Origin of the sequence: Faecalibacterium sp. OF04-11AC, from assembly GCF_003460645.1 — a bacterium.
GTDB lineage: Bacteria > Bacillota > Clostridia > Oscillospirales > Ruminococcaceae > Faecalibacterium > Faecalibacterium prausnitzii_I.
Window position 1 is genome coordinate 93614 of record NZ_QTVP01000001.1, and the last position, 22740, is coordinate 116353.

At 51.2% G+C, this 22740-nt stretch carries 27 protein-coding genes, 1 tRNA gene and 1 pseudogene; 21 read left to right on the top strand and 8 right to left on the bottom strand.

Annotation, left to right across the window (positions count from 1 at the left end; translation table 11 throughout):
- Nucleotides 1-83 precede the first annotated feature (83 nt).
- On the top strand, nucleotides 84-596 hold the full coding sequence (locus DXA70_RS00395) for a nitroreductase family protein (protein WP_022256723.1): 513 nt from the start codon (nucleotides 84-86) through the stop codon (nucleotides 594-596).
- A gap of 140 nt (nucleotides 597-736) precedes the next feature.
- On the opposite strand, the gene DXA70_RS00400 is transcribed toward DXA70_RS00395, so the two are convergent.
- The 5 genes from DXA70_RS00400 to DXA70_RS00415 all read right to left on the bottom strand — a co-directional run bounded on the left by DXA70_RS00400 (nucleotide 737) and on the right by DXA70_RS00415 (nucleotide 3688).
- Nucleotides 737-1237 (bottom strand): hypothetical protein, encoded by a 501-nt coding sequence (locus DXA70_RS00400; RefSeq protein ID WP_128117232.1) that lies wholly within the window; start codon nucleotides 1235-1237, stop codon nucleotides 737-739.
- A gap of 256 nt (nucleotides 1238-1493) precedes the next feature.
- Nucleotides 1494-1754 (bottom strand): pyruvate kinase, encoded by a 261-nt coding sequence (locus tag DXA70_RS15180; protein WP_347553444.1) that lies wholly within the window; start codon nucleotides 1752-1754, stop codon nucleotides 1494-1496.
- On the bottom strand, nucleotides 1673-2443 hold the full coding sequence (locus DXA70_RS00405) for a pyruvate kinase (protein WP_347553445.1): 771 nt from the start codon (nucleotides 2441-2443) through the stop codon (nucleotides 1673-1675). Before DXA70_RS00405 ends, DXA70_RS15180 begins: the two co-directional genes overlap by 82 nt.
- 21 nt (nucleotides 2444-2464) lie before the next feature.
- Entirely contained in the window at nucleotides 2465-2698 is a 234-nt protein-coding gene (locus DXA70_RS13880; protein ID WP_243000899.1) for a threonine/serine exporter family protein, read from the bottom strand.
- Nucleotides 2699-2920: 222 nt separating this feature from the next.
- Entirely contained in the window at nucleotides 2921-3688 is a 768-nt protein-coding gene (locus tag DXA70_RS00415) for a threonine/serine exporter family protein (protein ID WP_128117233.1), read from the bottom strand.
- A gap of 200 nt (nucleotides 3689-3888) precedes the next feature.
- Between DXA70_RS00415 and DXA70_RS00420 the strand changes: the two genes are divergently transcribed.
- From DXA70_RS00420 to DXA70_RS00445, 6 genes are all read left to right on the top strand, one after another.
- Nucleotides 3889-3961, top strand: a tRNA-Ala gene (locus DXA70_RS00420).
- A gap of 500 nt (nucleotides 3962-4461) precedes the next feature.
- Nucleotides 4462-5589 (top strand): bilirubin reductase, encoded by a 1128-nt coding sequence (bilR, locus tag DXA70_RS00425; RefSeq protein ID WP_128117234.1) that lies wholly within the window; start codon nucleotides 4462-4464, stop codon nucleotides 5587-5589.
- A gap of 68 nt (nucleotides 5590-5657) precedes the next feature.
- Nucleotides 5658-6269 (top strand): sugar O-acetyltransferase, encoded by a 612-nt coding sequence (locus DXA70_RS00430; RefSeq protein ID WP_128117235.1) that lies wholly within the window; start codon nucleotides 5658-5660, stop codon nucleotides 6267-6269.
- A 27-nt stretch (nucleotides 6270-6296) separates the two neighbouring features.
- On the top strand, nucleotides 6297-6494 hold the full coding sequence (locus DXA70_RS00435) for a hypothetical protein (protein ID WP_128117236.1): 198 nt from the start codon (nucleotides 6297-6299) through the stop codon (nucleotides 6492-6494).
- Nucleotides 6495-6538: 44 nt separating this feature from the next.
- On the top strand, nucleotides 6539-7030 hold the full coding sequence (gene bilS / locus DXA70_RS00440; RefSeq protein WP_128117237.1) for a flavodoxin family protein BilS: 492 nt from the start codon (nucleotides 6539-6541) through the stop codon (nucleotides 7028-7030).
- A gap of 128 nt (nucleotides 7031-7158) precedes the next feature.
- A complete protein-coding gene (locus tag DXA70_RS00445) occupies nucleotides 7159-7938 on the top strand; it encodes a ZIP family metal transporter (protein WP_022256201.1) in 780 nt (259 codons plus the stop codon).
- A gap of 19 nt (nucleotides 7939-7957) precedes the next feature.
- Here DXA70_RS00445 and DXA70_RS00450 read toward each other — a convergent pair whose 3' ends face one another.
- Nucleotides 7958-8554, bottom strand: a complete 597-nt coding sequence (locus DXA70_RS00450) for a sigma-70 family RNA polymerase sigma factor (RefSeq protein WP_243000900.1) — start codon at nucleotides 8552-8554, stop codon at nucleotides 7958-7960.
- A gap of 177 nt (nucleotides 8555-8731) precedes the next feature.
- Between DXA70_RS00450 and DXA70_RS00455 the strand changes: the two genes are divergently transcribed.
- The 8 genes and pseudogenes from DXA70_RS00455 (at nucleotide 8732) to DXA70_RS00495 (ending at nucleotide 13968) form a co-directional block, all read left to right on the top strand.
- Nucleotides 8732-8893 carry an HFLK protein gene (locus tag DXA70_RS00455; RefSeq protein ID WP_128117239.1) on the top strand — a complete coding sequence of 54 codons (162 nt, stop codon included), beginning with the start codon at nucleotides 8732-8734 and terminating at the stop codon, nucleotides 8891-8893.
- A gap of 114 nt (nucleotides 8894-9007) precedes the next feature.
- On the top strand, nucleotides 9008-9535 hold the full coding sequence (locus DXA70_RS00460) for an isochorismatase family protein (RefSeq protein WP_055191168.1): 528 nt from the start codon (nucleotides 9008-9010) through the stop codon (nucleotides 9533-9535).
- A 10-nt stretch (nucleotides 9536-9545) separates the two neighbouring features.
- A pseudogene (locus DXA70_RS00465) lies at nucleotides 9546-10063 on the top strand (O-acetyl-ADP-ribose deacetylase).
- Nucleotides 10064-10081: 18 nt separating this feature from the next.
- A complete protein-coding gene (locus DXA70_RS00470) occupies nucleotides 10082-11164 on the top strand; it encodes a hypothetical protein (protein ID WP_128117240.1) in 1083 nt (360 codons plus the stop codon).
- 14 nt (nucleotides 11165-11178) lie between these two features.
- Nucleotides 11179-11844, top strand: a complete 666-nt coding sequence (sfsA, locus tag DXA70_RS00475; protein ID WP_128117241.1) for a DNA/RNA nuclease SfsA — start codon at nucleotides 11179-11181, stop codon at nucleotides 11842-11844.
- Nucleotides 11845-11954: 110 nt separating this feature from the next.
- Nucleotides 11955-12332 carry a desulfoferrodoxin family protein gene (locus DXA70_RS00480; RefSeq protein ID WP_128117242.1) on the top strand — a complete coding sequence of 126 codons (378 nt, stop codon included), beginning with the start codon at nucleotides 11955-11957 and terminating at the stop codon, nucleotides 12330-12332.
- A gap of 413 nt (nucleotides 12333-12745) precedes the next feature.
- Nucleotides 12746-13207, top strand: a complete 462-nt coding sequence (locus tag DXA70_RS00490; RefSeq protein ID WP_117535089.1) for a DUF523 domain-containing protein — start codon at nucleotides 12746-12748, stop codon at nucleotides 13205-13207.
- Nucleotides 13192-13968 (top strand): HAD family hydrolase, encoded by a 777-nt coding sequence (locus DXA70_RS00495; protein ID WP_128117243.1) that lies wholly within the window; start codon nucleotides 13192-13194, stop codon nucleotides 13966-13968. The genes DXA70_RS00490 and DXA70_RS00495 overlap by 16 nt, the downstream gene beginning before the upstream one ends.
- Nucleotides 13969-14210: 242 nt before the next feature.
- Here the strand turns inward: DXA70_RS00495 and DXA70_RS00500 are convergent, their stop codons facing one another.
- Both DXA70_RS00500 and DXA70_RS00505 read right to left on the bottom strand, forming a co-directional pair.
- Nucleotides 14211-14453: a helix-turn-helix transcriptional regulator gene (locus DXA70_RS00500; RefSeq protein WP_112148272.1), complete on the bottom strand. Its 243-nt coding sequence runs from the start codon at nucleotides 14451-14453 to the stop codon at nucleotides 14211-14213.
- Between the two features lie 230 nt (nucleotides 14454-14683).
- The gene (locus tag DXA70_RS00505) at nucleotides 14684-15799 is read right to left on the bottom strand and encodes a site-specific integrase (protein ID WP_128117244.1); all 1116 of its coding nucleotides are present in this window, start codon (nucleotides 15797-15799) and stop codon (nucleotides 14684-14686) included.
- A gap of 278 nt (nucleotides 15800-16077) precedes the next feature.
- Between DXA70_RS00505 and DXA70_RS00510 the strand changes: the two genes are divergently transcribed.
- The 6 genes from DXA70_RS00510 to DXA70_RS00535 all read left to right on the top strand — a co-directional run bounded on the left by DXA70_RS00510 (nucleotide 16078) and on the right by DXA70_RS00535 (nucleotide 22736).
- Nucleotides 16078-18441, top strand: a complete 2364-nt coding sequence (locus DXA70_RS00510) for a Helicase associated domain protein (protein WP_243000902.1) — start codon at nucleotides 16078-16080, stop codon at nucleotides 18439-18441.
- A gap of 340 nt (nucleotides 18442-18781) precedes the next feature.
- A complete protein-coding gene (locus DXA70_RS00515; RefSeq protein ID WP_128117246.1) occupies nucleotides 18782-19048 on the top strand; it encodes a hypothetical protein in 267 nt (88 codons plus the stop codon).
- Between the two features lie 89 nt (nucleotides 19049-19137).
- A complete protein-coding gene (locus DXA70_RS00520) occupies nucleotides 19138-19413 on the top strand; it encodes a hypothetical protein (protein ID WP_341458695.1) in 276 nt (91 codons plus the stop codon).
- Between the two features lie 233 nt (nucleotides 19414-19646).
- Entirely contained in the window at nucleotides 19647-20894 is a 1248-nt protein-coding gene (locus tag DXA70_RS00525) for a nucleotide sugar dehydrogenase (protein WP_128117247.1), read from the top strand.
- An 18-nt stretch (nucleotides 20895-20912) separates the two neighbouring features.
- Nucleotides 20913-21416, top strand: a complete 504-nt coding sequence (locus DXA70_RS00530; protein WP_128117248.1) for a DUF1972 domain-containing protein — start codon at nucleotides 20913-20915, stop codon at nucleotides 21414-21416.
- Nucleotides 21417-21659: 243 nt separating this feature from the next.
- The gene (locus DXA70_RS00535; RefSeq protein ID WP_128117249.1) at nucleotides 21660-22736 is read left to right on the top strand and encodes a GDP-mannose 4,6-dehydratase; all 1077 of its coding nucleotides are present in this window, start codon (nucleotides 21660-21662) and stop codon (nucleotides 22734-22736) included.
- Nucleotides 22737-22740: the final 4 nt, after the last annotated feature.

A 22740-nucleotide genomic window follows, 5' to 3' on the forward strand; every position in this document is an offset into this window, starting at 1 on the left:
AAGACTGGAGCCGGTTTGCGTATAATGGATATGGAACCGGGGACGGCTGTCCCCCAAAGGAGAACATCAGGAGGGAAATCAAGATGGAATTTACACAGGTCGTGGAAAACCGCTATTCCTGCAAAAACTTCAGTGGCCGTAAGGTGGAGGCGGAAAAGCTGCAGGTCATTCTGGAAGCAGGCCGGGTGGCCCCCACTGCGAAAAATTTACAGGAGCAGCGGGTCTATGTCGTCCAGTCCGAAGAGGGGCTGAAAAAGATCGACGCTGTAACGCCCTGCCGCTATGGCGCTCCCACCTGCCTGGTGGTGGCCTTTGATAAAAACCATGTGTTTACTTACCCCGGCGAGAAGCGGGATTCCGGCGTGGAGGATGCCTCTATTGTAGCCACGCACATGATGCTGGCCGCCGCCAACGCAGGAGTGGACAGCTGCTGGCTGAACTTCTTTGACCCGGACAAGGCAGCCAAAGAGCTGGGCCTGCCGGAAAATGAGGAAGTGCTGATGATCCTGGACCTGGGCTATGCAGCCGAGGGCGTTGGCCCGCTGCCCAACCACGCCTCCCGCAAGCCTCTGGAGGAAACGGTGGTCTACTGCTGAGGAAGACTGCCCGGAACAAACCGGAACAGTAAAATAAAAAGCAAAAAGTCAGGCTCTCCATTTTACCGGAGAGCCTGACCTTTTCTGTTACACAGGGGAATGCGGGATATCTTGAGGAGAAAAGAATCTTCTGGATAAAATCAGGTGTTGAAAACCACCGAGATGGCGATGTAAGTCTGGCCGTCAAACGTCCGGACTACCACACCGACCTCGCTCCAGTTGTCCACATGGTGGCTGTTGATGTTGGTGCAGGTTTTGATAAGTTTTGCGAGGTCTGTATTTTTGTAATCACACTTGGCAATGACTGTGCCACCGAATTTGCCATTTTTTAAATCAGTATGGTCTACGTATGTAAAAGAAGAACTGAAATTCCCAAACTTGATAGCAGCATTCAGGTCCTGCTTGGCCGTTTCGCAGAGGGCCGGATTATTTTGCAGTTGGTGTTGTTTGTCGGAACGCTTCTCATTGATGGCGGCCATCACGGCAGTTTCCGCCTGTGCATCTGCGGAGGTAGAGCCACCGCCGCCGCCGCAGGCTGTCAGCAGGGACAAGGCGAGAACGCCACTAGAAGAAGAGCGGCCAGTTTTTTCAGGTGTTTCATCGTAAATGCCTCCTGTCGTTTTCAGAATTTTTGTTGTCATTTTTGGGGTGCAGGAATGATCATCGGCACGTCCAGATCAGGTGCCTTTCTGGCTTTATTGTATCGGACCGCATGGGATTCTGTCAATTGCGAAATTGTATGAAAATCAAAAAGAAATTTCGTTAAAATCAATGAAGATACGATCATTCTATGAACGATTTGTGAAGAATAGACCGGGCTTCGCAAAGAATCTTTGCTTGGAATAAGCTGGACCTCCGGCAATCTCGCCGGAGGTCTTTTCATCGCATCATAAAAATTTACAGCGCGGTCTGTGCGGTCTTGACAAGGTATTCCATGGCCTGCACGGGGTACTGCCCGGCGGCGGTCTCGCCCGTCAGCATCAGGCTTGCGGCCCCGTCCAGTACGGCATTGTAGATGTCGCTGACCTCGGCGCGGGTGGGGACCGCCCGGGTCTGCATACTGTCCAGCATCTGGGTCACGACCATAAAAGGCACGCCCGCGGCCCGGCAGAGGGAGGCCAGCTGCTTCTGGCAGCGGGGCAGCTCCCACAGGGGCATGGCGTTGCCAGATCGCCCCGGGCGATAATGACCTGATCCACCAGCGGCAGAAACTCCGGCAAAGTACGGACACCGGCAAGGTTCTCAATTTTGGCAAAGATCTGGATCTGCCCGGCGTGGGCATCTTCCAGCGCGGCCCGCAGGGTGCGGATGTCTTCTGCGCTCCGCACAAAGGGGAGCATGACACCTGTGACACCGCAGTCGGCGGCGACGCGCAGGTTCTGCAGGTCTTCATCGGTCAGGGTAGGGGAGGAAACCTCCACGCCCGGCACCGCGATGCTCTTCCGGCTATGGAGCAGGCCGCCCCGCAGTACGGTGCAGTGGAGAGCAGTGTCCACTGCGTTCACCCGCAAAAGCAGCTTGCCGTCGTCCAGCAGCAGCTTCTGCCCCGGGGTTATGGCGTCCAAAAGGCAGGCCGGGCAGGGAATGCCGCCCGTACCCAGAGACACCTGCTGCCCCTCGGAGAGCGTCAGCGGGGACGCCAGCCGCCCGATGCGCAGCTCCGGGCCCTGTAAGTCGATCAGGAGGGTGCGGATGCCTGCTTTCTGGATGAGCTCCAGCCAGTCGGCGTGCTCGGCCAGTGAGCCGTGAGAAAGGTTCATCCGGAGGCCGGTCATTCCGGCGCGGACCATCTGCTGTAACGTGGAAAGCTCCGCACAGGCCGGGCCGATAGTTCCGTAAAAATCCATAACAATGCTCTTCTTTCTGTGTTATTTTGCGGGGTTGTGGCCCGTGAGCAGGGCATGCAGCTTGCGGCTGAGATCGGCCAGGCACCAGGCAATGGCCATGCCGCCTGCAATGCCGAATGCGGCTAAAAAGGTCTGCTCGCCATAGTGCTCCGCGGCCAGCAGATTGCTGGAGACCACTGCGTTCATGCAGTAATACAGGGTGCTTCCGGGGATGAGGGGACTGCCGCCGTGATGAAAAACGGGGTAGAGGGGCATTGTACCACCGGGCCATAAACTCGGCGTAGAGGGCCGCGCAGACACCGCCCACAAGGTTGGCCAGGAACGTGCCGTGTACCGCGGGCGCGGCCAGCAGATAGGCCAGCCAGGCCAGCAGCCCGCCTACGCCTGCCGCAGGCAGGTAACGGCGGTTGAGGTGGAACAGCAGCCCGAACCCGATGGAGCCCAATGCCCCGCTGAGGAGCTGGATGATCGTCTGCATCATGCGGCACCTCCCATCAGCCAGATGGCTGCCATCATGCCCAGCGCCAGCATGGCCGCCAGCAAAACGGCCTCCACCAGCCGGAGCGAGCCTGAGATGATATCACCCAGCAGGATATCCCGGATGGCGTTGGTAAACGGAATGCCGGGCACCAGCAGCATGATGACGCCGATGAGCACCATGTCCGCATGGAGCACCGGGCAGACCCGGCAGCACAGCAGGGCAGCCATGCCGCTGAGGAACGACGCAATGAACTGGAACGCTACGCCGTTCAGGCAGAACGGGGCAAGCCACCGCTCCATCCAGCAGATGAACACTGCAACCCCGCCCGCCAGCACGCCGTCCCACAGGCTTCCGCCAAAAAAGACCGCAAAGCTGGCCGCCCCCAGCACGCTTCCCGCCAGATGGAGCCGGGGCTCCCCGGGCTGTGCCAGAATGGTACTGAGCTGCTGCTGGAACTCCTCCACCGGAGGCTTTTCGGCGCAGATGCGGCGGCTCAGGGCATTGAGCTGTTCCAGCTCCAGCAAGTCGTTGCCGGTGCTCTTGCGCAGGCGGCGGGTCTGGGTCTGGGGCGGCAGGTCCGGCATGGTCAGCGTGACCACGATGCTGGATGTGATGACAAAGATATTGACCTCCTCAGCCCCGTATGCCGCCGCAATGCGGTTGAGGGTGTCCTCCACCCGAAACACTTCGGCCCCGCTGTTCTGCAGCGCTTCCCCCATTTTGATGAGGACGCAGAGAAACTGACTGACCTCTGCTTCGCTCATAAGAACCACCCCTTTCTGTGGGCAGGGGAGTGCCCCGCCCGGTACCTCCCTATCATAACACAGAATGGCCCAAAAGGGAAACCCTGCGGCAAAAAGTGCACAGCAGAACAAACCTTGCAAAAAACTTTGCAAAAACAGTTGACAATCCCATTCTCACCTGCTATAATTATTAGCGTCTTCACAGACGACAACAAACATTTGGGGGTTTAGCTCAGCTGGGAGAGCGCTTGCATGGCATGCAAGAGGTCACCGGTTCGATCCCGGTAATCTCCATACCGAGGCACTTCACGAGAAATTGTGAAGTGCTTTTTATTTTGTCAGCAAGCAAGTGTATCACGATTCTCCAAATACTGTGCAAGATCAAAGTTGAAGTTCGCAGGAATGTTCAGGATGCAGCACTTATAATAGGAACATTCGCCGGAAAGTATCTGGAGCCAATCAAACACAATATGCACAAAATCACTGGAATTTGTCAAAAGTGTTTACGAAGAGAGGTCGGCTTATTATAATGAACGTGCAGATTTCTACCTCTGGCTGTGTTTTATGCGTCTGCGGAGAGAAAACAGATCTCCCTTGAAAAAGAGATACCTAAAAATATACAGGATACCACTGTAAATCTTTCGTAAATAACGGGAGATACCACTTGAACTTGTCAAATGAGTGCGCTATACTGCTGTGCGTCCTACCTCAAAAGGGTGGGTACCGGTCATAAGAACAGATTTGACTTTGTGGCCTTGCTGCGAAAAGCAGCGAAAAAAGAAAGTGTATAAGAGATGTATGAAACGATTCTAAGCCCGATCAATTACGGTGGGTTGCAGTTAAAAAACCGCATTATTTTTGCTCCGACCACGTTTGGCCTGTCGGATGAGGAGTATCTTGCAAGGATCCGCTCTATTGCCGAAGGCGGCTGTGCCATGATCATCGTTGGCGATGTTCCTGTTGGAAAGAGCAAATTTGAAAAATCTCTGTTTGATTCAAAGGGATTCGCTTTTTATCAGAAAATCGTGGAGATTGCACACGATGCAGACTGCAGAGTCTGTGCTCAGCTGCACCAGAGCGATTCCAATCTGCTGGCGATGTTCAAATACATTCCCGGTCTGCTGCTGAAAAAAATCACCCCGGACCAGCTGCGGGAAAAATTGAATGCAGAAGTGGCACCGTACATTACCAATATGTCTCAGCGGAAGATCCATGAGATCATCAGTGGATTTGGCAAAGCAGCAGCATTGGCAAAACAGGCTGGCTTTGATATGGTGCAGGTGCATGGCGACCGGATGTGCGGCAGCTTCAGTTCAGCCATCTTTAACCATCGTACCGACGAATATGGCGGCAGTGCAGAAAACCGCGCACGTTTTGCGGTGGAAGCGGTTTCGGCAGTCCATGCAGCGGTTCCGGGAATACCCATTGATTATAAGCTGGCTGTCCGGCAGAAAGAACCGCATTACGGGAATGCTGGTGTTGTAGAAGAAGAACTGCCTGTTTTCGTGCCGCTGTTGGAGCGGGCAGGCGTAACCAGCTTCCATGTGACCTTGGCGAACCATTCGGCGTTGGAAAATACGATTCCTCCTGCAAACCACCCGTACTTCGGTCATCCCGGTTGTTTCCTCAAGTTCTGCAACGAAGTGCGTCAGTATACCGACCTCCCCATTTGCGGGGTAGGCGGCTTGAACGACCCGGATTTTGTGGAGCAGCAGCTTTTCGACGGACGCATCCAGTGCGCCGCCATGAGCCGTCAGCTTCTGGCAGACCCGGATTGGGTAAACAAGCTGAAAAATGGGCAGGCAGAACAGATACACCGCTGCGTCCGCTGCAACAAGAAATGTCTGGGCGGATTGATGGCACATCAGGGAACCCGCTGCGTTTATGATGCTTTGCGAGAAAAAGAAGCCCAAAAAGCATAAACGTATTTCAAATAAACATACTGCACCCGTTATAAAAGAGAACGATTCACAAAAAAAGAGGCTACGAGATGCCGACTGAAAATGCGATCCACGGCCAACAAGTCTATGACCCCACGGATGATTCCATTATGGCAGAGCAGGAACTTTGCATGGAGCGGCTGTATGATTACAATCATACCCGCCCTTCCGAACACGCAAAACGGGCGCAGCTTTTGAAAGAAATGCTTGCAGAGTGCGGCGCAGGCTGCTGGATCGAGCCGCCGTTTCACGCTAATTGGGGCGGAAAGCACGTTCACATGGGCGATTATGTCTATGCCAACTTCGGGTTGACCTGCGTGGATGATACCCATATCTACATCGGGGAGCACACCATGATCGGTCCGCACTGCACTTTGGCAACGGCAAATCACCCGATCCTGCCGGAGCTGCGGGAGAAAGCATACCAGTACAATCTGCCCATCCGCATCGGTCGCAACTGTTGGCTGGGTGCTGGCGTGATCGTGGTGCCGGGTGTTACCATTGGGGAGAATACCGTGATCGGTGCGGGAAGCGTTGTGACAAAGGATGTTCCCGCCAATGTTGTAGCAGTCGGCAATCCCTGCCGGGTGCTGCGTCCCATTAGTGAACACGACAAAGAGTATTTCTATCGAGATCGAAAAATCAACTGGGATGCGTTATAATCAGAAAATATTATGGGAGGTATGGTTATGAAAAAGAATAATTATTTGCCTGCTGTGCTTTGCACTTTGTGCACAGTTGCTTGTGTACTCAGAACTTGTATTGATGTCATTGAAAAACCAGATGAAAAATCGTCCTTTCCATTCCTGGCAAATCTTTTTTGCGGAATTTTCTGGGGAGCCGAGTCTATTCTGAACTTCAAAAAGTGCAACTCACAGAAAGTCTGATGCGTTACGCAATACAAGGAATTGAATGAGCCAAAGGAGAAAAAATGAGTTACGCAATCGTATTCAGCAGTAAAACAGGCAACACGGAATTACTGGCAGACACATTGCACAGCTGCCTGCCGCAGGCGGATTGCTATTATTTTGGCAGCCCGAACCCTGCCGCCATGGAAGCGGACACCCTTTATGTGGGCTTCTGGACGGATAAGGGAAAAGCGGATGAAAGCTCTTCGGACTTTTTGAAGCAGCTGCGGGGAAAACAGGTGTTTTTGTTTGGTACCGCTGGTTTTGGCGGCAGCGAAGAATATTTTAACAAGATCCTGAAAGCCGTGCAAAAAGATCTGCACAGCAGCAACACGGTGATTGGCAGCTTTATGTGTCAGGGAAAGATGCCGATGTCGGTACGCCAGCGATATGAGAACATGAAAAAACAGCCGCTTCATCTGCCCAATCTGGATGCCATGATCGAGAATTTCGACAAGGCTCTTTCTCACCCGGATGCGGATGATCTGGAGCGGCTGAAACAGGCTGTAAAATAAGCCCCAACAGCCCTCTCTTGATGCACCCATATAGAATCAATCACAAAATGCATTGACGGAAGACGAGAGATGCGATATACTCTCCTTGCGGTTATATATAACTAACCAACTGACAAGGAGTTGATTCAATGACAGATGCATTTTATGGCATTCTGATCCCGTTTCTGGGCACTTCGCTGGGGGCGGCCAGCGTGTTCTTCCTCAAAAAATCGCTGGGAGACTACATCCAGCGGGCGCTTACCGGATTTGCAGCGGGCGTGATGGTGGCGGCATCCATCTGGAGCCTGCTGATCCCTGCGATGGACCAGTCAGAAGCCCTCGGCAAGCTGGCGTTTTTCCCGGCGGTGGTGGGTTTCTGGATGGGGATCCTGTTTTTGCTGCTGCTGGATCATATCATCCCACACCTGCACCGGAACAGCCAACAGGCTGAGGGCCCCCACAGCCAGCTGCAGCGCACCACCATGATGGTGCTGGCCGTCACCCTGCACAACATCCCGGAAGGCATGGCAGTGGGGGTGGTTTACGCAGGGTACTTATCCGGGACAGCACAGATCACGGCGGCCGGTGCGCTGGCTCTTTCGCTGGGCATTGCCATCCAGAACTTCCCGGAGGGAGCCATCATCTCGATGCCCCTGCGGGCAGAGGGCATGAGCAAAGGCCGGGCGTTCTGGGGCGGTGTGCTGTCCGGCGTCGTGGAGCCCATCGGTGCAGTGCTGACCATTCTGGCGGCGAGCGTCATCGTGCCGGCTCTGCCATATCTGCTCAGTTTTGCCGCAGGTGCCATGCTGTATGTGGTGGTGGAAGAGCTCATCCCGGAAATGTCGCAGGGCGAGCACTCTGATATCGGCACCGTGCTCTTTGCGGTCGGGTTCAGCCTGATGATGGTTCTGGATGTGGCGCTGGGCTGAAAGGCAATGAACCCGATCGTTAAGAGTGCCACGCTTTGCGCAGCTGCTCCAATGCATGGGTCTCAAGCCTGGAAACGTAACTTCTGCTGATCTGCAGCAGCTGTGCAGTTTCCAGCTGGGTGAGCGGCGGCTGGCCGGCCATGCCGTAGCGCAGCAAAATCAGCTTCCGCTCCCGGGCAGGCAGCCCCTCAATGAGCTGGCGCAGGCGGGCAGCTTCTTCCTGACGCTCACAATTTTCTTCCATGCAGAAACTGTCCTGCAAAACGTCGGAAAAGGTGAGGGCGGTGTCCTCTTTTCCGGCATCCAGCGTTTCCTGCAAAGAAACCATCGTTCCGCCCCGCCGCAGCCGCCGGAAATGCATCCGGAGTTCATTTTCAATGCAGCGGCTGGCGTAAGTAGAAAACCTTGCCCGGCGGGTGGAGTCGAAGGTGTCCACGGCTTTCATCAGGCCAATGGTACCGATGGAGATGAGATCATCCTGATCGCAAGGCTGGGCGTAATATTTTTTGGTGATGTGAGCCACCAGGCGCAGATTGTGCCGGATGAGTTTTTCCCGGGCGGTAGAGTCACCTGCCCGCAGGGCGGCAAATGTTTCGATTTCTTCTTTAGCGGTCAATGGCCGTGGGAAGCTTCCGGCCTCCAGGTGAAGGGCCAGAAGCAGAAATTTTGAGGCAAAAAATTGCAGCAGCGGGAAAATCATAGCAACACCCCCTTGTTGCTACTGTATGAGGTGGACAGGTGGATTTGAACAGGAAAAACATGTTTTCCACTGAAAAATAATTGCCGGAATGATATGACGGCGTTCAACCGCAACTTCGGCGGCTCGTCCGGCGGCGGTGGTGGTGGCGGAAACCACAACAACAATGGCGGTGGCGGCGGGGACGGCAGCGGGTGCGGCTGCCTGATCGCTATTGCAGTGGTCGTGGTGCTGATCCTGATCATCTTGGGTGGCTGAATCAATCCCTGCAGGTGAAACACAGGTTTTCCCTGTGGGGATTTTTTGAATCCGCTTGTAGAAAACGGCGGTCTATGGTAGCATGAAATCAAAGAAAAACAGGAGGGCTTACACATGGTTTTACTGGTTGTGGATACACAAAAAGGTATCGTGGATGAACGCCTGTATGCGTTTGAAAAGTTTGTCAGCAACATCAGGAAACTAATCCGGACTGCCCGCGAACAGGGAATCGAGGTCGTCTATGTCCAGCATGACGATGGGCCCGGCACCGGTTTCTCCATCGGGGACGATGAATTTGAGGTCTATTCCGGGTTTGCACCGCTGCTGACTGAAAAACGGTTCGTCAAGACCGTATGCAGTGCGTTCAAAAAAGAAAGCGGTCTGCTGGAATATCTGACGGAAAAGGGCGAAAAAGATGTGATGGTCTGCGGCATCATGACGGACTTCTGCATCAATGCAACGGTGGAGGCAGGCTTTGAGCATGGTCTGCACATGATCGTTCCTGCCTATGCAAATTCCACGCAGGACAACGAGTACATGACAGGGGAGCAGAGCTACCACTATTACAATGAATTCCTCTGGCCGGACCGCTATGCCGATTGTGTGCCCATGGACAAGGCGCTGGAGCTGCTCAAAAAGTGAGGTGTTTACAATGATTTCCGAAAAAGTAAAAAATCAGATTCAAGTGGTGCAGGGTGATATTACCAAACTGGACTGTGACGGCATCGTGAATGCGGCCAATCGCAGTCTGCTGGGTGGCGGCGGTGTGGATGGTGCCATCCACCGGGCAGCAGGGCCGGAATTGTTGGCGGAGTGTCGTACGCTGCACGGCTGCCGCACCGGCGAAGCAAAAATCACCAAGGCTACCGGTTGAGAGCAAAGTATATCATTCATACGGTAGGCCCGATTTATTCCGGCACAGCAGAGGATGCCGCGCAGCTGGCGGACTGCTACCGCAATTCGCTGAACCTTGCCAAAGAGCATGATGTCCATAGCATTGCGTTCCCGGCGATTTCGACCGGCGTGTATGGCTACCCGCTGGAAGATGCCACGGAGATTGCGGTCAAAACAGTGGCGCAGTGGCTGGAAGCACATGCGGATTACGCAATGCAGGTGATTTTCTGCTGCTTTGATGCCCGGACGGAGCGGGTGTATCAGGCAAGGCTGTAACCGGAAGAGGTGTGAGAGATGGGCTTTTTCAAAAAGCTGTTTACAGGGATCGGTTTTGCGGCAGGATTTCTGTTCTTCGGATGCTTGTCAGTGATTGTGTATGCGTCCCGTGGACGGCATAAACCCTGCCATCGGCGCAGCAGCTTTTGGAATACGCTGGAACGCTATCTGATTTTTTCGTGGATCTGTGAAGGTGTGCGCAGCAGCCGGAAACGAGCGGAGACGTCCTATTATCAGCGCACAGGCAGCGATTTCTGGCAGACTCAGAAACAAGCCCGGCCGGAAAGCGTTAAAAATACTGCTCCTGCGGAGAAAAAGTCAAAGCCGGAAGCGAAAAACACGGGCACAGGTGCGACGCGGTCGGTGAAACCAAAGAAAACCGGCCCTTCTTCTGCGGAGAAGAAAGCATCGGCAGCACAAAGCAGCGTCCGAAATGTGTCGGTGCCGACTATGGCAGGGCATAGCGTTTCGGAGGCCGACGCGGAAAAGCACAGCGAATGGTCAAAGCCTAAGCCAGAGCCCAAGCAGGAGCATGCTGCGCAACAGCTAGAAGCCAAAGAAGTACATCAAAAGTCTGCACAGCAATTGGAAGCAGAACGGCAGCAGAAACTGGAAAACCTGCGTGCTGCAATGCAAAAACAGATTTGCACCATTCATGCAGATGTGGAACTCCCGGCAGGGAAACTGAATGACAGTGAAGCGGCGGAGCAGAAACTGCATATCCTGCTGTATAAATCCACACTGCCTGAGAATGACCTGAATCAAGCGCTGGATGAGCTTCGGACGGAGCGCAGACGGCAAAAGGCAGAGTATCAGGGGGCACCGTTTGCGGATGTGTTTCTGGTGAACCTGATTTTATCCGATGAGGACAGTGAACGGGCCTGCATCGTGGATGTGGGGGATACGGGCATGAGCTATGTCATTCCGTGGGGCAGCATCCCGAAAGACCTGCAGGAACCGCTGCATCGCTATGTATCGGAAGCGGAAGGAAAGCTCTGCGGCTACTGCAAGGAAGAGCTCTGCAACAGCGAAAGCGGCAGAATGGTCGTGGAACTGTATCTTGGTAAACAGGATGGGCATGGCTCCCGAATCCTGTACTGAAAATGGAGTAAAGATTGAAATACAGAGAAATCGCAGACGGCATTTTTGTTGACCGTCCCAACCGCTTTATTGCCCATGTGGAAGTGAATGGAGCAGTGGAAACCGTCCATGTCAAGAACACCGGGCGGTGCAAAGAGCTATTGCTGCCCGGCACGGCGGTTCGGCTGGAAGTGTCGGACAACCCGAAACGCAAAACGAAATACGACCTTGTGGCGGTACACAAGCAGGGCCTTGGCTGGGTCAATATGGACAGTCAGGCACCCAATAAGGTGGTAGGGGAGTGGCTTGCAAAACAGGGCTACGACTATATCAGGCCGGAATTCACCTATGGCAAGTCCCGCATTGATTTTTATATGGAAAAGGGTGAGCAAAAGTACCTGCTGGAAGTCAAAGGCTGCACACTGGAAGTGGACGGTATCGGCTATTTCCCGGATGCACCCACCGAGCGCGGTGTGAAGCACCTGCACGAACTGGCGCAGGCACAGCGGACAGGATATCAGTGCGCTGTGGCCTTTGTGATTCAGATGGAAGGCATCACCGAGGTGCGGCCAAATGTCAGCACACAGCCGGAGTTTGGCACGGCACTGGCCGAAGCAAAGGCTGCAGGTGTGCAAGTGCTGTTTTTGCTCTGCCATGTAGGGCGGGATAGTCTGGAAATCGTGGAGCAGAGGGAAGGGTGAAGACGGCAGAAAAACGCTTTGCGTGATTCAGTCACAGAAATCATAAATAGGAAGTGTTATCATATAGATACAAGAAACACACCGATAACATTCCAATGGAGGATTTCGATATGAAGGCAAAGTTTTACATCTGCAATCACTGTGGCAACCTCGTCACTACCATCCATAACGCAGGCGTTCCGCTGGTCTGCTGCGGGGAGAAGATGAAAGAGCTGGTTCCCAATACGGTGGAAGCCAGCGGCGAGAAGCATCTGCCGGTGGCAGAGCTTTCTGGCAGTTGTCTCACGGTCACAGTGGGCGCGGTGGAGCACCCCATGGCGGATGTTCACTATATTCAGTGGATTTTTGTGGAGACTGAGAACGGCGGGCAGATCCGCTATCTGAATCCGGGGCAGGCTCCCAGCACTGTTTTTGAACTGGGAAGTGAAAAGCCGGTGGCCGTTTACGCATACTGCAATCTGCATGGGCTCTGGATGACGAAACTCTAATACAATCAATGCAAACAGGGAGTGATTTGATGTCACTCCCTGTTTTTTGATGAGAACTTTATCCGCGATTTGCGGAAAAAGCAAGGGATTACGCAGGAACAGCTGAGTATAATGCTGAACATTAGTGCGAACCATCTTGCAAAAGTTGAAACGGGAAGCCACTGCTGCTCGATTGAGTTGCTGCAGGATCTTTCGTCCTGCCTGAATGTCAGAACGGACTATCTGCTGAACGGAGATGCACCGCATAACAACCATCTGAGGGAAAGGCTGACGTTTCTTGCACAGGAATTAGAAAAGATTACGGCGGACCTCCCGGTATGGGGATAGGAAAAAGCAGAATCCTCTTTTTCAATGCCCAAAAGCGTGGTAGAATAGGGAAAAGATTCAGTATCTGAAAAACGGAGCGCGCAACAATGAAGATTCTGGTCAGCGCCTGCCTGCTGGGCGAAAACTGCAAATACAGCGGCGGAAACAATTACAATCAGGCGGTCTGTGATTTTGCGCGGGGGCATCAGGTGGTTCCGGTCTGCCCGGAGGTTTTGGGCGGCCTGCCCACACCGCGGTGCCCGGCGGAAATCGTGCAGGGCGTTGTCACGAACAAAGAGGGCATCAATGTGGACCGGGAGTTCCGGGCAGGTGCAGCCAAGGCCCTTGCCATCGCAAAAGAAAATGGGGTGGAGCTTGCCATCCTGCAATCCCGCAGCCCCAGCTGCGGCGTGAAGGAAATCTACGATGGAACGTTTTCCGGGACAAAGATTCCCGGACAGGGCGTTTTTGCCAAGATGCTGATGGACGAAGGCGTCCGTGTTCTGGATGCCGGGGAATTGCCTAAAATTATCTTGAAAAATGAGGACGGAAAATGTCAATCAGACTGATTTGCAGCGATATTGACGGTACGCTGCTGCAATACGGCAGGAAAGAGCTGGAAGGCGAGATCTTTGAACAGATACGGGAGCTGCATCGGCGCGGCATTCTGTTCTGCCCGGCATCCGGCCGGCAGTATACCAGCCTGCGCAAGCTCTTTGCACCGGTGGCAGACTGCTGTGTGTTTCTTTGTGAGAACGGCGGCGTGATCTATAAGGACGAACAGTGCATCGCCAAGAATCCGATGCCGCGTGCATTGGCCGAAGAAATCGCCAACGACCTGTGGACCCGCAGCGACGGGCAGGGCGAGGTAATGCTCTCCGGCCAGAATACTGCATACCTGATGGAGCGGGGTCTGGGAATGCTCCAGCGCATCCAGTTCATCGGGAACAATTATCAAATCATCCACGACCCTTCCGAGGTGCCGGAGGAAATCACAAAAGTATCGGTGTATCTGCACGAAGGCGTAGAATCTTACACGGAACGGTTTGTTCCACGATGGAAAGAGGCGAACTGCGCTGTGGCAGGGCCGTACTGGATCGACACCACCTTTGCCAACAAGGGCATCGGTGTGCGCAGCATCTGCAAGACTCTGGACATCGCCCTTGCCGATGTGATGGCTTTTGGCGACAATTATAACGATGTGTCGATGCTGGACATTGTGGGTGTGCCCTACATTATGGATGGTGCCGCCGCACCGCTGCGGGAAAAGTACCCGAACCATACACCCCGCCCAGAGGATGTGCTACGGGAGTTCTTGAAGCAGAACTGAATTTTGCACGCATGTGTGCAAAATTCAAAATGATACGATATAAGGAAATATTTTGGTATGACGAAAGTGCTTTTCATCTGCCATGGGAATATCTTTGAAAACGCAAAATAATAACGATACTAAATTGAAAACTTGCGTTTTGAGTGGCTTACTACACCACAATTACACCATTTTGTAAGAGCCTTGAATGACAATAAAACCGCTGATAGTCTTGCAGATTGCAGGCTGTCAGCGGTTTTTATTTATTGTAGTTCCTGATCTAAGTCATCAAAAAGCGTGCAGGAGAAAAATTGGCCAAGTGTGATCTCAAGACCGTCACATAACTTCTTAATAGTAGCAATGGAAATCCGCTGGCGAGCAGGGTCAAGCATACTGTAGACTGTGGACGGCGTGACCCCGGAAAGATTGGCCAGTTCGTTGGGCCGAATTCCTCGTTGATCGCAAAGCTGTTCGAAACGTTTAACAACAGCATCCTTTACTGTCATGCAGCATCACCTCTAATAAAATTGTATAGAGATGTGCGCACCCACGTATACGCACTTGCGTATAAAACTGAAATGTTCTATCCTTTTGACGGTACGCAATTGCGTAATGAATCTGGAAGTGAGCGTTTCAAAAATAAAAAAGGTATCTTCCATAGTAATAATGGAAGAATACTGCCAAGATACAGTGATATCCCGCTGATTTTTGATTGGCCTGACTGCGGATGGACGCTCTATCTTCTTGAAAAGATGCGTTGAATCTCCCGCCGTTTTCGTGATAAATCAGAATGCACATACCGCTGCAGGGTGATATTGGCATTTGCGTGACCCAATAGCTCACTGAGAGTCTTGATATCACATCCCGACTGCAGACAGGTAGTGGCAAAAGTATGACGGAGAACATGAGGGCGTACCTGATGTACTGCCGACTGTTTCAGATAGGTTTTGATACTCTTCCGATAACAGCGCGGCTCTACAGGTTTAATCGTGTTGCCTGATAAGAACCACGCATCCGATGGGTAACTTTTTTGAAGAATCTTGAGTGCCTGGACCATGTGCTTTGAGAGTGGGATCTCCCGTCGGGATGTACGAGTTTTGGGTGTCTGGATCACAATTTTGGTATGTCCGTCACCACAGGGAATTCGGCTTACCGCCCGTTTGATTTGCACTGTTCCGGTTTTCAGATCAAAATCGTCCCACTTCAGTCCACAGACCTCTCCAATTCGCAAACCGGATTCTATGCCAAGTAGCAGGCCGAGCTTTCGGGGCGTCGGATTGGATAAAACATAGGTGCGAAGCCGATTTTGCTCTACTACAGAGAGCGGTGTCATTGAATGGCTCTTCTCTTGCGGCAGACGGACAGATAACTCCATCGGTCGAATCAGCCTTAGATGCACAGCGTACTTACAAATACGACGTACCATAGATAGGCATTCTCTGGCAGAGGAGAAGCCAAGTTCCTTGTGCTGTCTATCAGGTGGCGTGATTATTTTCTGCAAGGCCTGTTCCAAAATATTTTCTTCCAGTCTTGAGATTGGCACTGTACCCAAGATGGGGAGAACATATTTGTACAGTGTGTACTGATAATGGGCACAAGTGGATTCTTTCAGCCCACATTTGACAGACTGCAGCCAAGCCTCGGCAAGCTCTGTGAAAGTCAAGTGGGCATCTATGAGTTGAAATCCCCCATACTCTGACTTCTTATGAATGAGCCGCTGTTTGACCTCCGCGTATGTTGTGCCATAGATATAGCCCCAGCAAATTCTTCTGTCTGGCGTGCGTGCCTTGATGTACCGTCCTTCCCACCGACCATCCTTCCGTTTGTGGATGTTTTCGCCACGCCTTGCCATTGCAAACCCTCCTGTACTCGACTCCCAACTGACCACTTATTCGATAAGATATTTCTTTCACAAATGATTTTGGGATAAAATAGCCAATTTTAAGAGAAAGTATTAGTTTAAACGATGTTTTTTTGTCAGACTTACAGCTTTACTTTGCCTGTATCTATTGCAACTTCTATACTCTCATGATAAAATATAAGGCGATTTAATACAATTACGTCGAAATGCAGGTATCCTCCATTATTACTATGGAAGATACCCCGGAGTTGCGGCTGGGGGTGAGATGCGTGCTGTTGCAGCTGTTTGAACATAATGAGAAAGCCTACCGTGCAGCAGTGCAGATGATGGAGGAGTGCGGCAAAGCGGCCATTGTGCATCCTACTGGAACAGGCAAGAGCTATATTGCGTTCAAGCTCATCGAGGAGCATCCTGCTGATACCATTTTCTGGCTGTCACCCAGCGAGTATATCTTTAAGACTCAGATTGAAAACCTGAAGCGGCAGAACCCGGATTTCCCTTTGGCAAATGTACACTTTTATACCTATGCCAAGCTGATGTGCTGCGCAACCGAAGAACTAGAGGCCATTGCAGGGGTGAATCCAGCCTATATCATTCTGGATGAGTTTCACCGTGTAGGTGCCGAATGCTGGGGTGCAAGCACACTGGAACTGCTAAAGCTCTGCCCTGACGCGAAAATACTGGGTCTGAGTGCTACCAATATCCGCTACCTTGATAACAACCGTGATATGGCAGAGGAACTGTTTGACGGCCACATTGCATCGGAAATGACCCTGGGCGAAGCCATTGTCCGGGGGATTTTGCCTGCCCCGAAATATGTAACGACCGTTTATCAGTATCAGAAAGAGCTGGCGAGATATCAGACCAGAATCAACAATCTGCGCTCTGCCGGGATTCAGGACGTGAACCAGAAGTATCTGGATGCACTTCGTCGGACTTTGGAAAAGGCAGACGGTCTGGACAAGGTCTTTGCCCATCATATCACAAATAAATCAGGCAAGTACATCGTGTTCTGTGCCAACAAGGAGCACATGGATGAGATGATCTCGCGCGTTTCAGAGTGGTTTGCGGGGGTCAATCCGGATGTAGCAGTGTACGAAGCTTATTCGGACGATCCCGGCACGGATCGGGCATTCGCAGATTTCAAGGCAGACCAAAGCAAACGTTTAAAGCTGCTGTTCTGCATTGATATGCTCAACGAGGGCGTTCATGTGGATGGTATCTCGGGTGTGATCCTGTTCCGGCCGACGATTTCACCCATCATCTATAAGCAGCAGATCGGCCGAGCTTTAACAGCGGGAGACAGCAAGACACCACTGATTCTGGATGTGGTGAACAATTTTGAGGGTCTGAGCAGCATCTCGGGAATTCAGTCAGAACTCAACGAAGCGGTTCATCGACTGTTTGCCAATGGCGAAGGCAGCAAGATTGTGACCGAACATTTTGAGGTCGTCGAGCAGGTGCAGGACTGCCGGGTGCTGTTTGAGCGGCTGCAGGCCAGCTTGTCATCCACTTGGGATCGCTACTTTTCCGAGGCCAGCATCTACTACGCAGAGCACAGGAATTTGCGGGTGCCGGTGGACTATGCGACATCGGCGGGTTTGCATCTCGGCACGTGGGTGCAGCTGCAGCGGCTAATCCGGAATGGAAAACGGATGGGCAGTCTGACCGAGGCACAAATCCGGCGATTGGACAACATCGGAATGATTTGGGATGACCGTGCAGAATTTGCGTGGAAACGTGGATTGGAATACGCTAAGGCGTATTTTGAAGAGCACGGGAATTTGCTGGTACCCGCAAAATACAAGGCGAAAGATGATTTTGCGCTTGGGCATTGGATCATGACAAAGCGGAAAGATCGTTCCAATGGCCGGATGACCGAAGAAGAAATTCGCCAGCTGGATGCCCTTGGAATGGCGTGGAATGCAGTCAGTGCCAAGTGGGAGCGCGGTTATGCAGAGGCGGCCGCCTACTATGAGCAGTATGCTGATCTGGAAGTCCCGACGAAATATATTACCGAGAGTGGCTTGAAGCTGGGCGCGTGGATCTCCTATCAGAAAGATGCTTACCAGAAAGGGCTGCTGAGTACGGAGCAGATCCGCCGTTTGGAGCAGATCGGCATGAACTGGGGTGAACGGAACTACCGCCGCTGGATGGAGCAATATCACGCGGCAGAACGCTATTATCAGGTGCATGGCGATTTGGATGTTCCAGCAAATTATGTGACTGAGGATGGCATCAAGCTTGGAAAATGGATCGCAACCTTGCGTCATGCCCGAAAGAAACAGACAGATGTCCGCACAAAACTGACTCCGGAACGCATTGCAATGCTGGATACCATCGGGATGCAGTGGGTAAAGCCGGCTGCAAAAGCGAAAACGGTTCGATTGTCCCGGGAAGAGCAGTGGGAGGCTCACTTGGAATGCGTGAAAGCATATCAAAAAAAGTATGGCGATTTGAACATTCCAGCGAAGTATAAAACGGATGAGGGCTTCTGGCTGGGCAGATGGTGGTATCTGCAGAAAAAACTGCTGCGGGAGGAACCGGGAAAGCTGAAGCCGGAACAGGTTGAGAAATTGAAAGAGGTACTGATAGGGGGAGCTGGAAAAGTAGTTCTGCCGGAGAGTGCGTGAAAATGTGGTTGAGGATGGAATAAAGGAATGAATTTGAAGAAAGAAGTGCAACACGTATGTCTTGTAGGTGAAAAATCACTGGGTGCATATGGAGGATGCTCGAATTGTAATTACACATGGTGGGGCTAGAGATATAATAGGATCAACCAAGAAAAACTACGATAACTAAAGGGTTTTGACGGCTTGAGTTGTCCTTCAAAAGTTTTATTTGTTAAAAACTGCAAGAAGCGGGAAATCCTGAGGGTTATATGTAGGCGGCTTTTGGAAGCTCTGTTTTGACCCACAAAAAGGAGCAACAAATAAAAATTAGGAGGATAATTCAAGCCCACGGTAGGTCGCTATGAAGCGATCTGCCGTGGGCTTGTTGCTGTTTTATAAAGAGAAAAGCGAGGAAAATGAAAATATGAAAACTTATAAAATCGCCGTGGCGGGCACTGGGGCTAGAGATATAATACGCGGCTGTCATAATAGGGACAAGGGTACGGCAGAGAATGAAAGGCTCCGCAACCTGAAGTTCATATTTTCTTACCCGAAGAATGAACGACTGATCTTTTTGGGTGGCAGCAATGCCATCCAGAAAGAAATCTCGACCATGAGGGTGGGGTGACAGCCAGCGGACAGGCGAGCGAGCCTATCCGCTCTTTGTGTTGGCCGAGATGTTAATGAAAAAATTGAGTGGGATTGTGGGAAAGATTTATGAGCAAGAAACTTGCGATTGCGATGTTCGGACAGAAGCGATTATCGAGAGAAGGCGGAGTAGAAATCGTTGTCAAAGAGCTCTGCACCCGAATGGCACAGAATGGTTGTGACGTGACCTGTTACAACAGAGCAGGCCATCATGTGAGTGGTGCAGAATATGACGATGCTGGTAAAACGGAGTACGAGGGAATCCGTCAGAAGTCTGTTCCGACTATTGAACGGCGCGGGGCTAGAGATATAATAGGGTCAACCAAGAAAAACTACGATAACTAAAGGGTTTTGACGGCTTGAGTTGTCCTTCAAAAGTTTTATTTGTTGAAAAGACTGTAAGAAGCGGGAAATCCTGGGGTTATATGTAGGCGGTTTTTGGAAGCTCTGTTTTGACCCACAAAAGGAGCAGCAAATAAAGATTGAAGGAGAGTTCAAGCCTACGGTGGATTGCCTTTGTGCGACCCGCCGTAGGCTTATTGCTGTTTTATAAAGAGAAAAATGAGGAGAATGAAAATATGAAAAATTATAAAATTGCCGTAGCAGGCACTGGATACGTCGGTCTTTCCCTTAGCGTTCTGTTAGCACAGCATAATCAAGTGATGGCTGTTGATATTGTGCAAGCGAAAGTGGATATGATTAACAATCATAAATCTCCAATTCAAGATGATTATATTGAGAAGTATCTTGCAGAGAAAGAACTGAACTTGACCGCAACGCTGGATGCAAAGGCTGCATACTCGGATGCGGACTTTGTTGTAATAGCTGCTCCCACGAACTACGATAGCCACACCCAGCATTTTGACACATCTGCAGTTGAAGCTGTGATCAAGCTGGTCATGGAATATAACCCGAACGCCATCATGGTCATTAAGTCCACCATTCCGGTGGGCTACACCGCATCCGTGCGTGAGAAGTTCAACAGCAAGAACATCATCTTCAGCCCGGAATTCCTGCGTGAATCTAAGGCTCTGTATGACAATCTGTATCCGAGCCGCATCATCGTCGGCACGGATCTGAACGATGAGCGCTTGGTGGAGGCTGCTCATGAGTTCGCTGGTCTTCTGCAGGAAGGTGCGATTAAGGAAAACATCGACACACTGTTTATGGGCTTCACCGAGGCGGAAGCAGTTAAACTGTTTGCTAATACATATCTGGCATTGCGCGTGGCTTACTTCAACGAACTGGATACCTATGCAGAGAGCAAAGGACTGAATACCCAGCAAATTATTAACGGTGTTTGCCTTGATCCTCGTATTGGTAGTCACTACAACAATCCTAGCTTTGGATATGGCGGGTATTGCCTCCCTAAGGACACTAAACAGCTGCTGGCAAATTATGCCGATGTACCGGAGAATTTGATTGAAGCTATTGTGGAGAGCAACCGTACTCGTAAAGATTTCATTGCAAATCGTGTTCTGAAACTGGCTGGATATTACGGCTATGATGATGACAATGAGTACGATGAGAAGCATGAAAAGTCTGTTACTATCGGTGTGTACCGTCTGACCATGAAGAGCAACAGCGATAACTTCCGTCAGAGCTCTATCCAGGGTGTCATGAAGCGCATCAAGGCAAAGGGTGCCACGGTTGTGATTTACGAGCCGACTCTGAAAGACGGTGAGACTTTCTTCGGTTCTGTAGTGGTCAACGATCTGGCGAAGTTCAAGGAAATGAGCCACGCCATTATCGCAAACCGCTACGATAAGTGCCTGGATGATGTGAAAGAGAAAGTTTACACGAGAGATCTGTTTGGTAGGGACTAAAGAGTTGCGGGGAAAGAAATGAAAGCGAAGACAGAAATTCAGCATATATACCTAGTGGGTGCAAAATCATTGGGAGCATATGGCGGCTATGAGACCTTTGTGTATAAGCTCACGGAGCATCACCAGAACAAGGAGAACATTAAATATCACGTTGCCTGCAAAGCCAATGGTGACGGCTGCATGGATGAAACTAAATTTGATGGTGTGACTAAAATCAACGACCATGAATTTGAACTTCACAATGCGCACTGCTTTAAGATTGACGTTCCGCAGATTGGCCCTGCTCAAGCGATTTACTATGATGTGGCTGCACTGAAGGCTTGCTGTGATCATATCAAGAAGAATCACATCCCACATCCAATTGTTTACATAATGGCTTGCCGCATTGGACCGTTTGCAGGTCATTTCTATCATGAAATCCATAAACTTGGTGGCACGGTTTACTTGAATCCAGATGGGGAGTGTGAAATAATATGGACAACCAGAGAAAAGCCTGATTTCATGCGGGTTTACGCAGCTTGACCTTTTCGCCTCAACCTGTTTCTGCCTGTCATGGTGCGTTGCGGCCAGCGCGATTTCAGGTGCTAATGGCTTCTGGTTGCGCTCTATACTTAACCCACCACAGCGAAAGCTGATAGAGCAGAAAACAGAATAAGGAGGTACGAGGACAAGCCTGCGTATAGATTGTTACCGCAATCTGTATACAGGCTTGTTGTCGTGCAATGAAATAGGTAGGGGATTCAACAAGGGAGGATAAGAAAAATTATGATGGAAAATAAGACAAAAATCGACTTGAAAAATAAGAGTGTTTTCATTACAGGTGCGGCGGGCTTTATTGGCTCTAACCTTGCGAAGCGACTGCTCTCCACGGTGGAGGGGGTTAAGGTCGTTGGCCTGGATAATATGAACCATTATTATGATGTTCGCTTGAAAGAAGCTCGACTGAATGAACTGGAGCAGTTTGAAAATTTTAGTTTTGTAAAAGGCAATCTGGCAGACAAGTCTGTGATTGAAGCTATCTTTGAGCAGTATAAACCGGAAATCGTTGTGAACCTAGGTGCTCAGGCTGGCGTTCGTTATTCCATTACAAACCCTGATGCATATGTGGAAGCAAACTTGATTGGCTTCTATAACATTCTGGAAGCCTGCCGCCATTCTTATGATGATGGCCATACTCCGGTGGAGCATCTGGTTTATGCATCCAGTTCTTCGGTCTATGGCAGTAATAAGAAAGTGCCTTACAGCACGGATGATAAGGTCGATAATCCGGTATCTCTGTATGCAGCCACTAAGAAATCCAATGAGTTGATGGCTCATGCCTATTCTAAACTGTACAACATTCCTTCCACGGGCCTGCGCTTCTTCACGGTGTATGGCCCTGCCGGTCGCCCGGACATGGCGTACTTTGGCTTTACCAACAAGCTGCTGAAAGGCGAGACGATTCAGATTTTCAACTATGGTAACTGCAAGCGCGACTTTACTTATGTGGATGATATTGTCGAGGGCGTTGTCCGTGTGATGCAGGGCGCGCCGGCGCGCAAGAACGGCGAAGATGGCCTGCCTGTTCCTCCGTATGCAGTTTATAACATCGGCAATCAGAACCCGGAAAATCTGCTGGACTTCGTACAGATTTTGCAGGAAGAACTGATTCGTGCAGGTGTTTTGCCGGAGGATTACGACTTTGAAGCACACAAGAAGCTGGTTCCGATGCAGCCGGGTGATGTACCTGTGACCTATGCAGATACCAGTGCGTTGGAGCGTGACTTCGGATATAAGCCCTCTACTAGCTTGCGCGAGGGTTTACGGAAGTTCGCTGAGTGGTATGCAAAGTTTTACAAATAAGGAA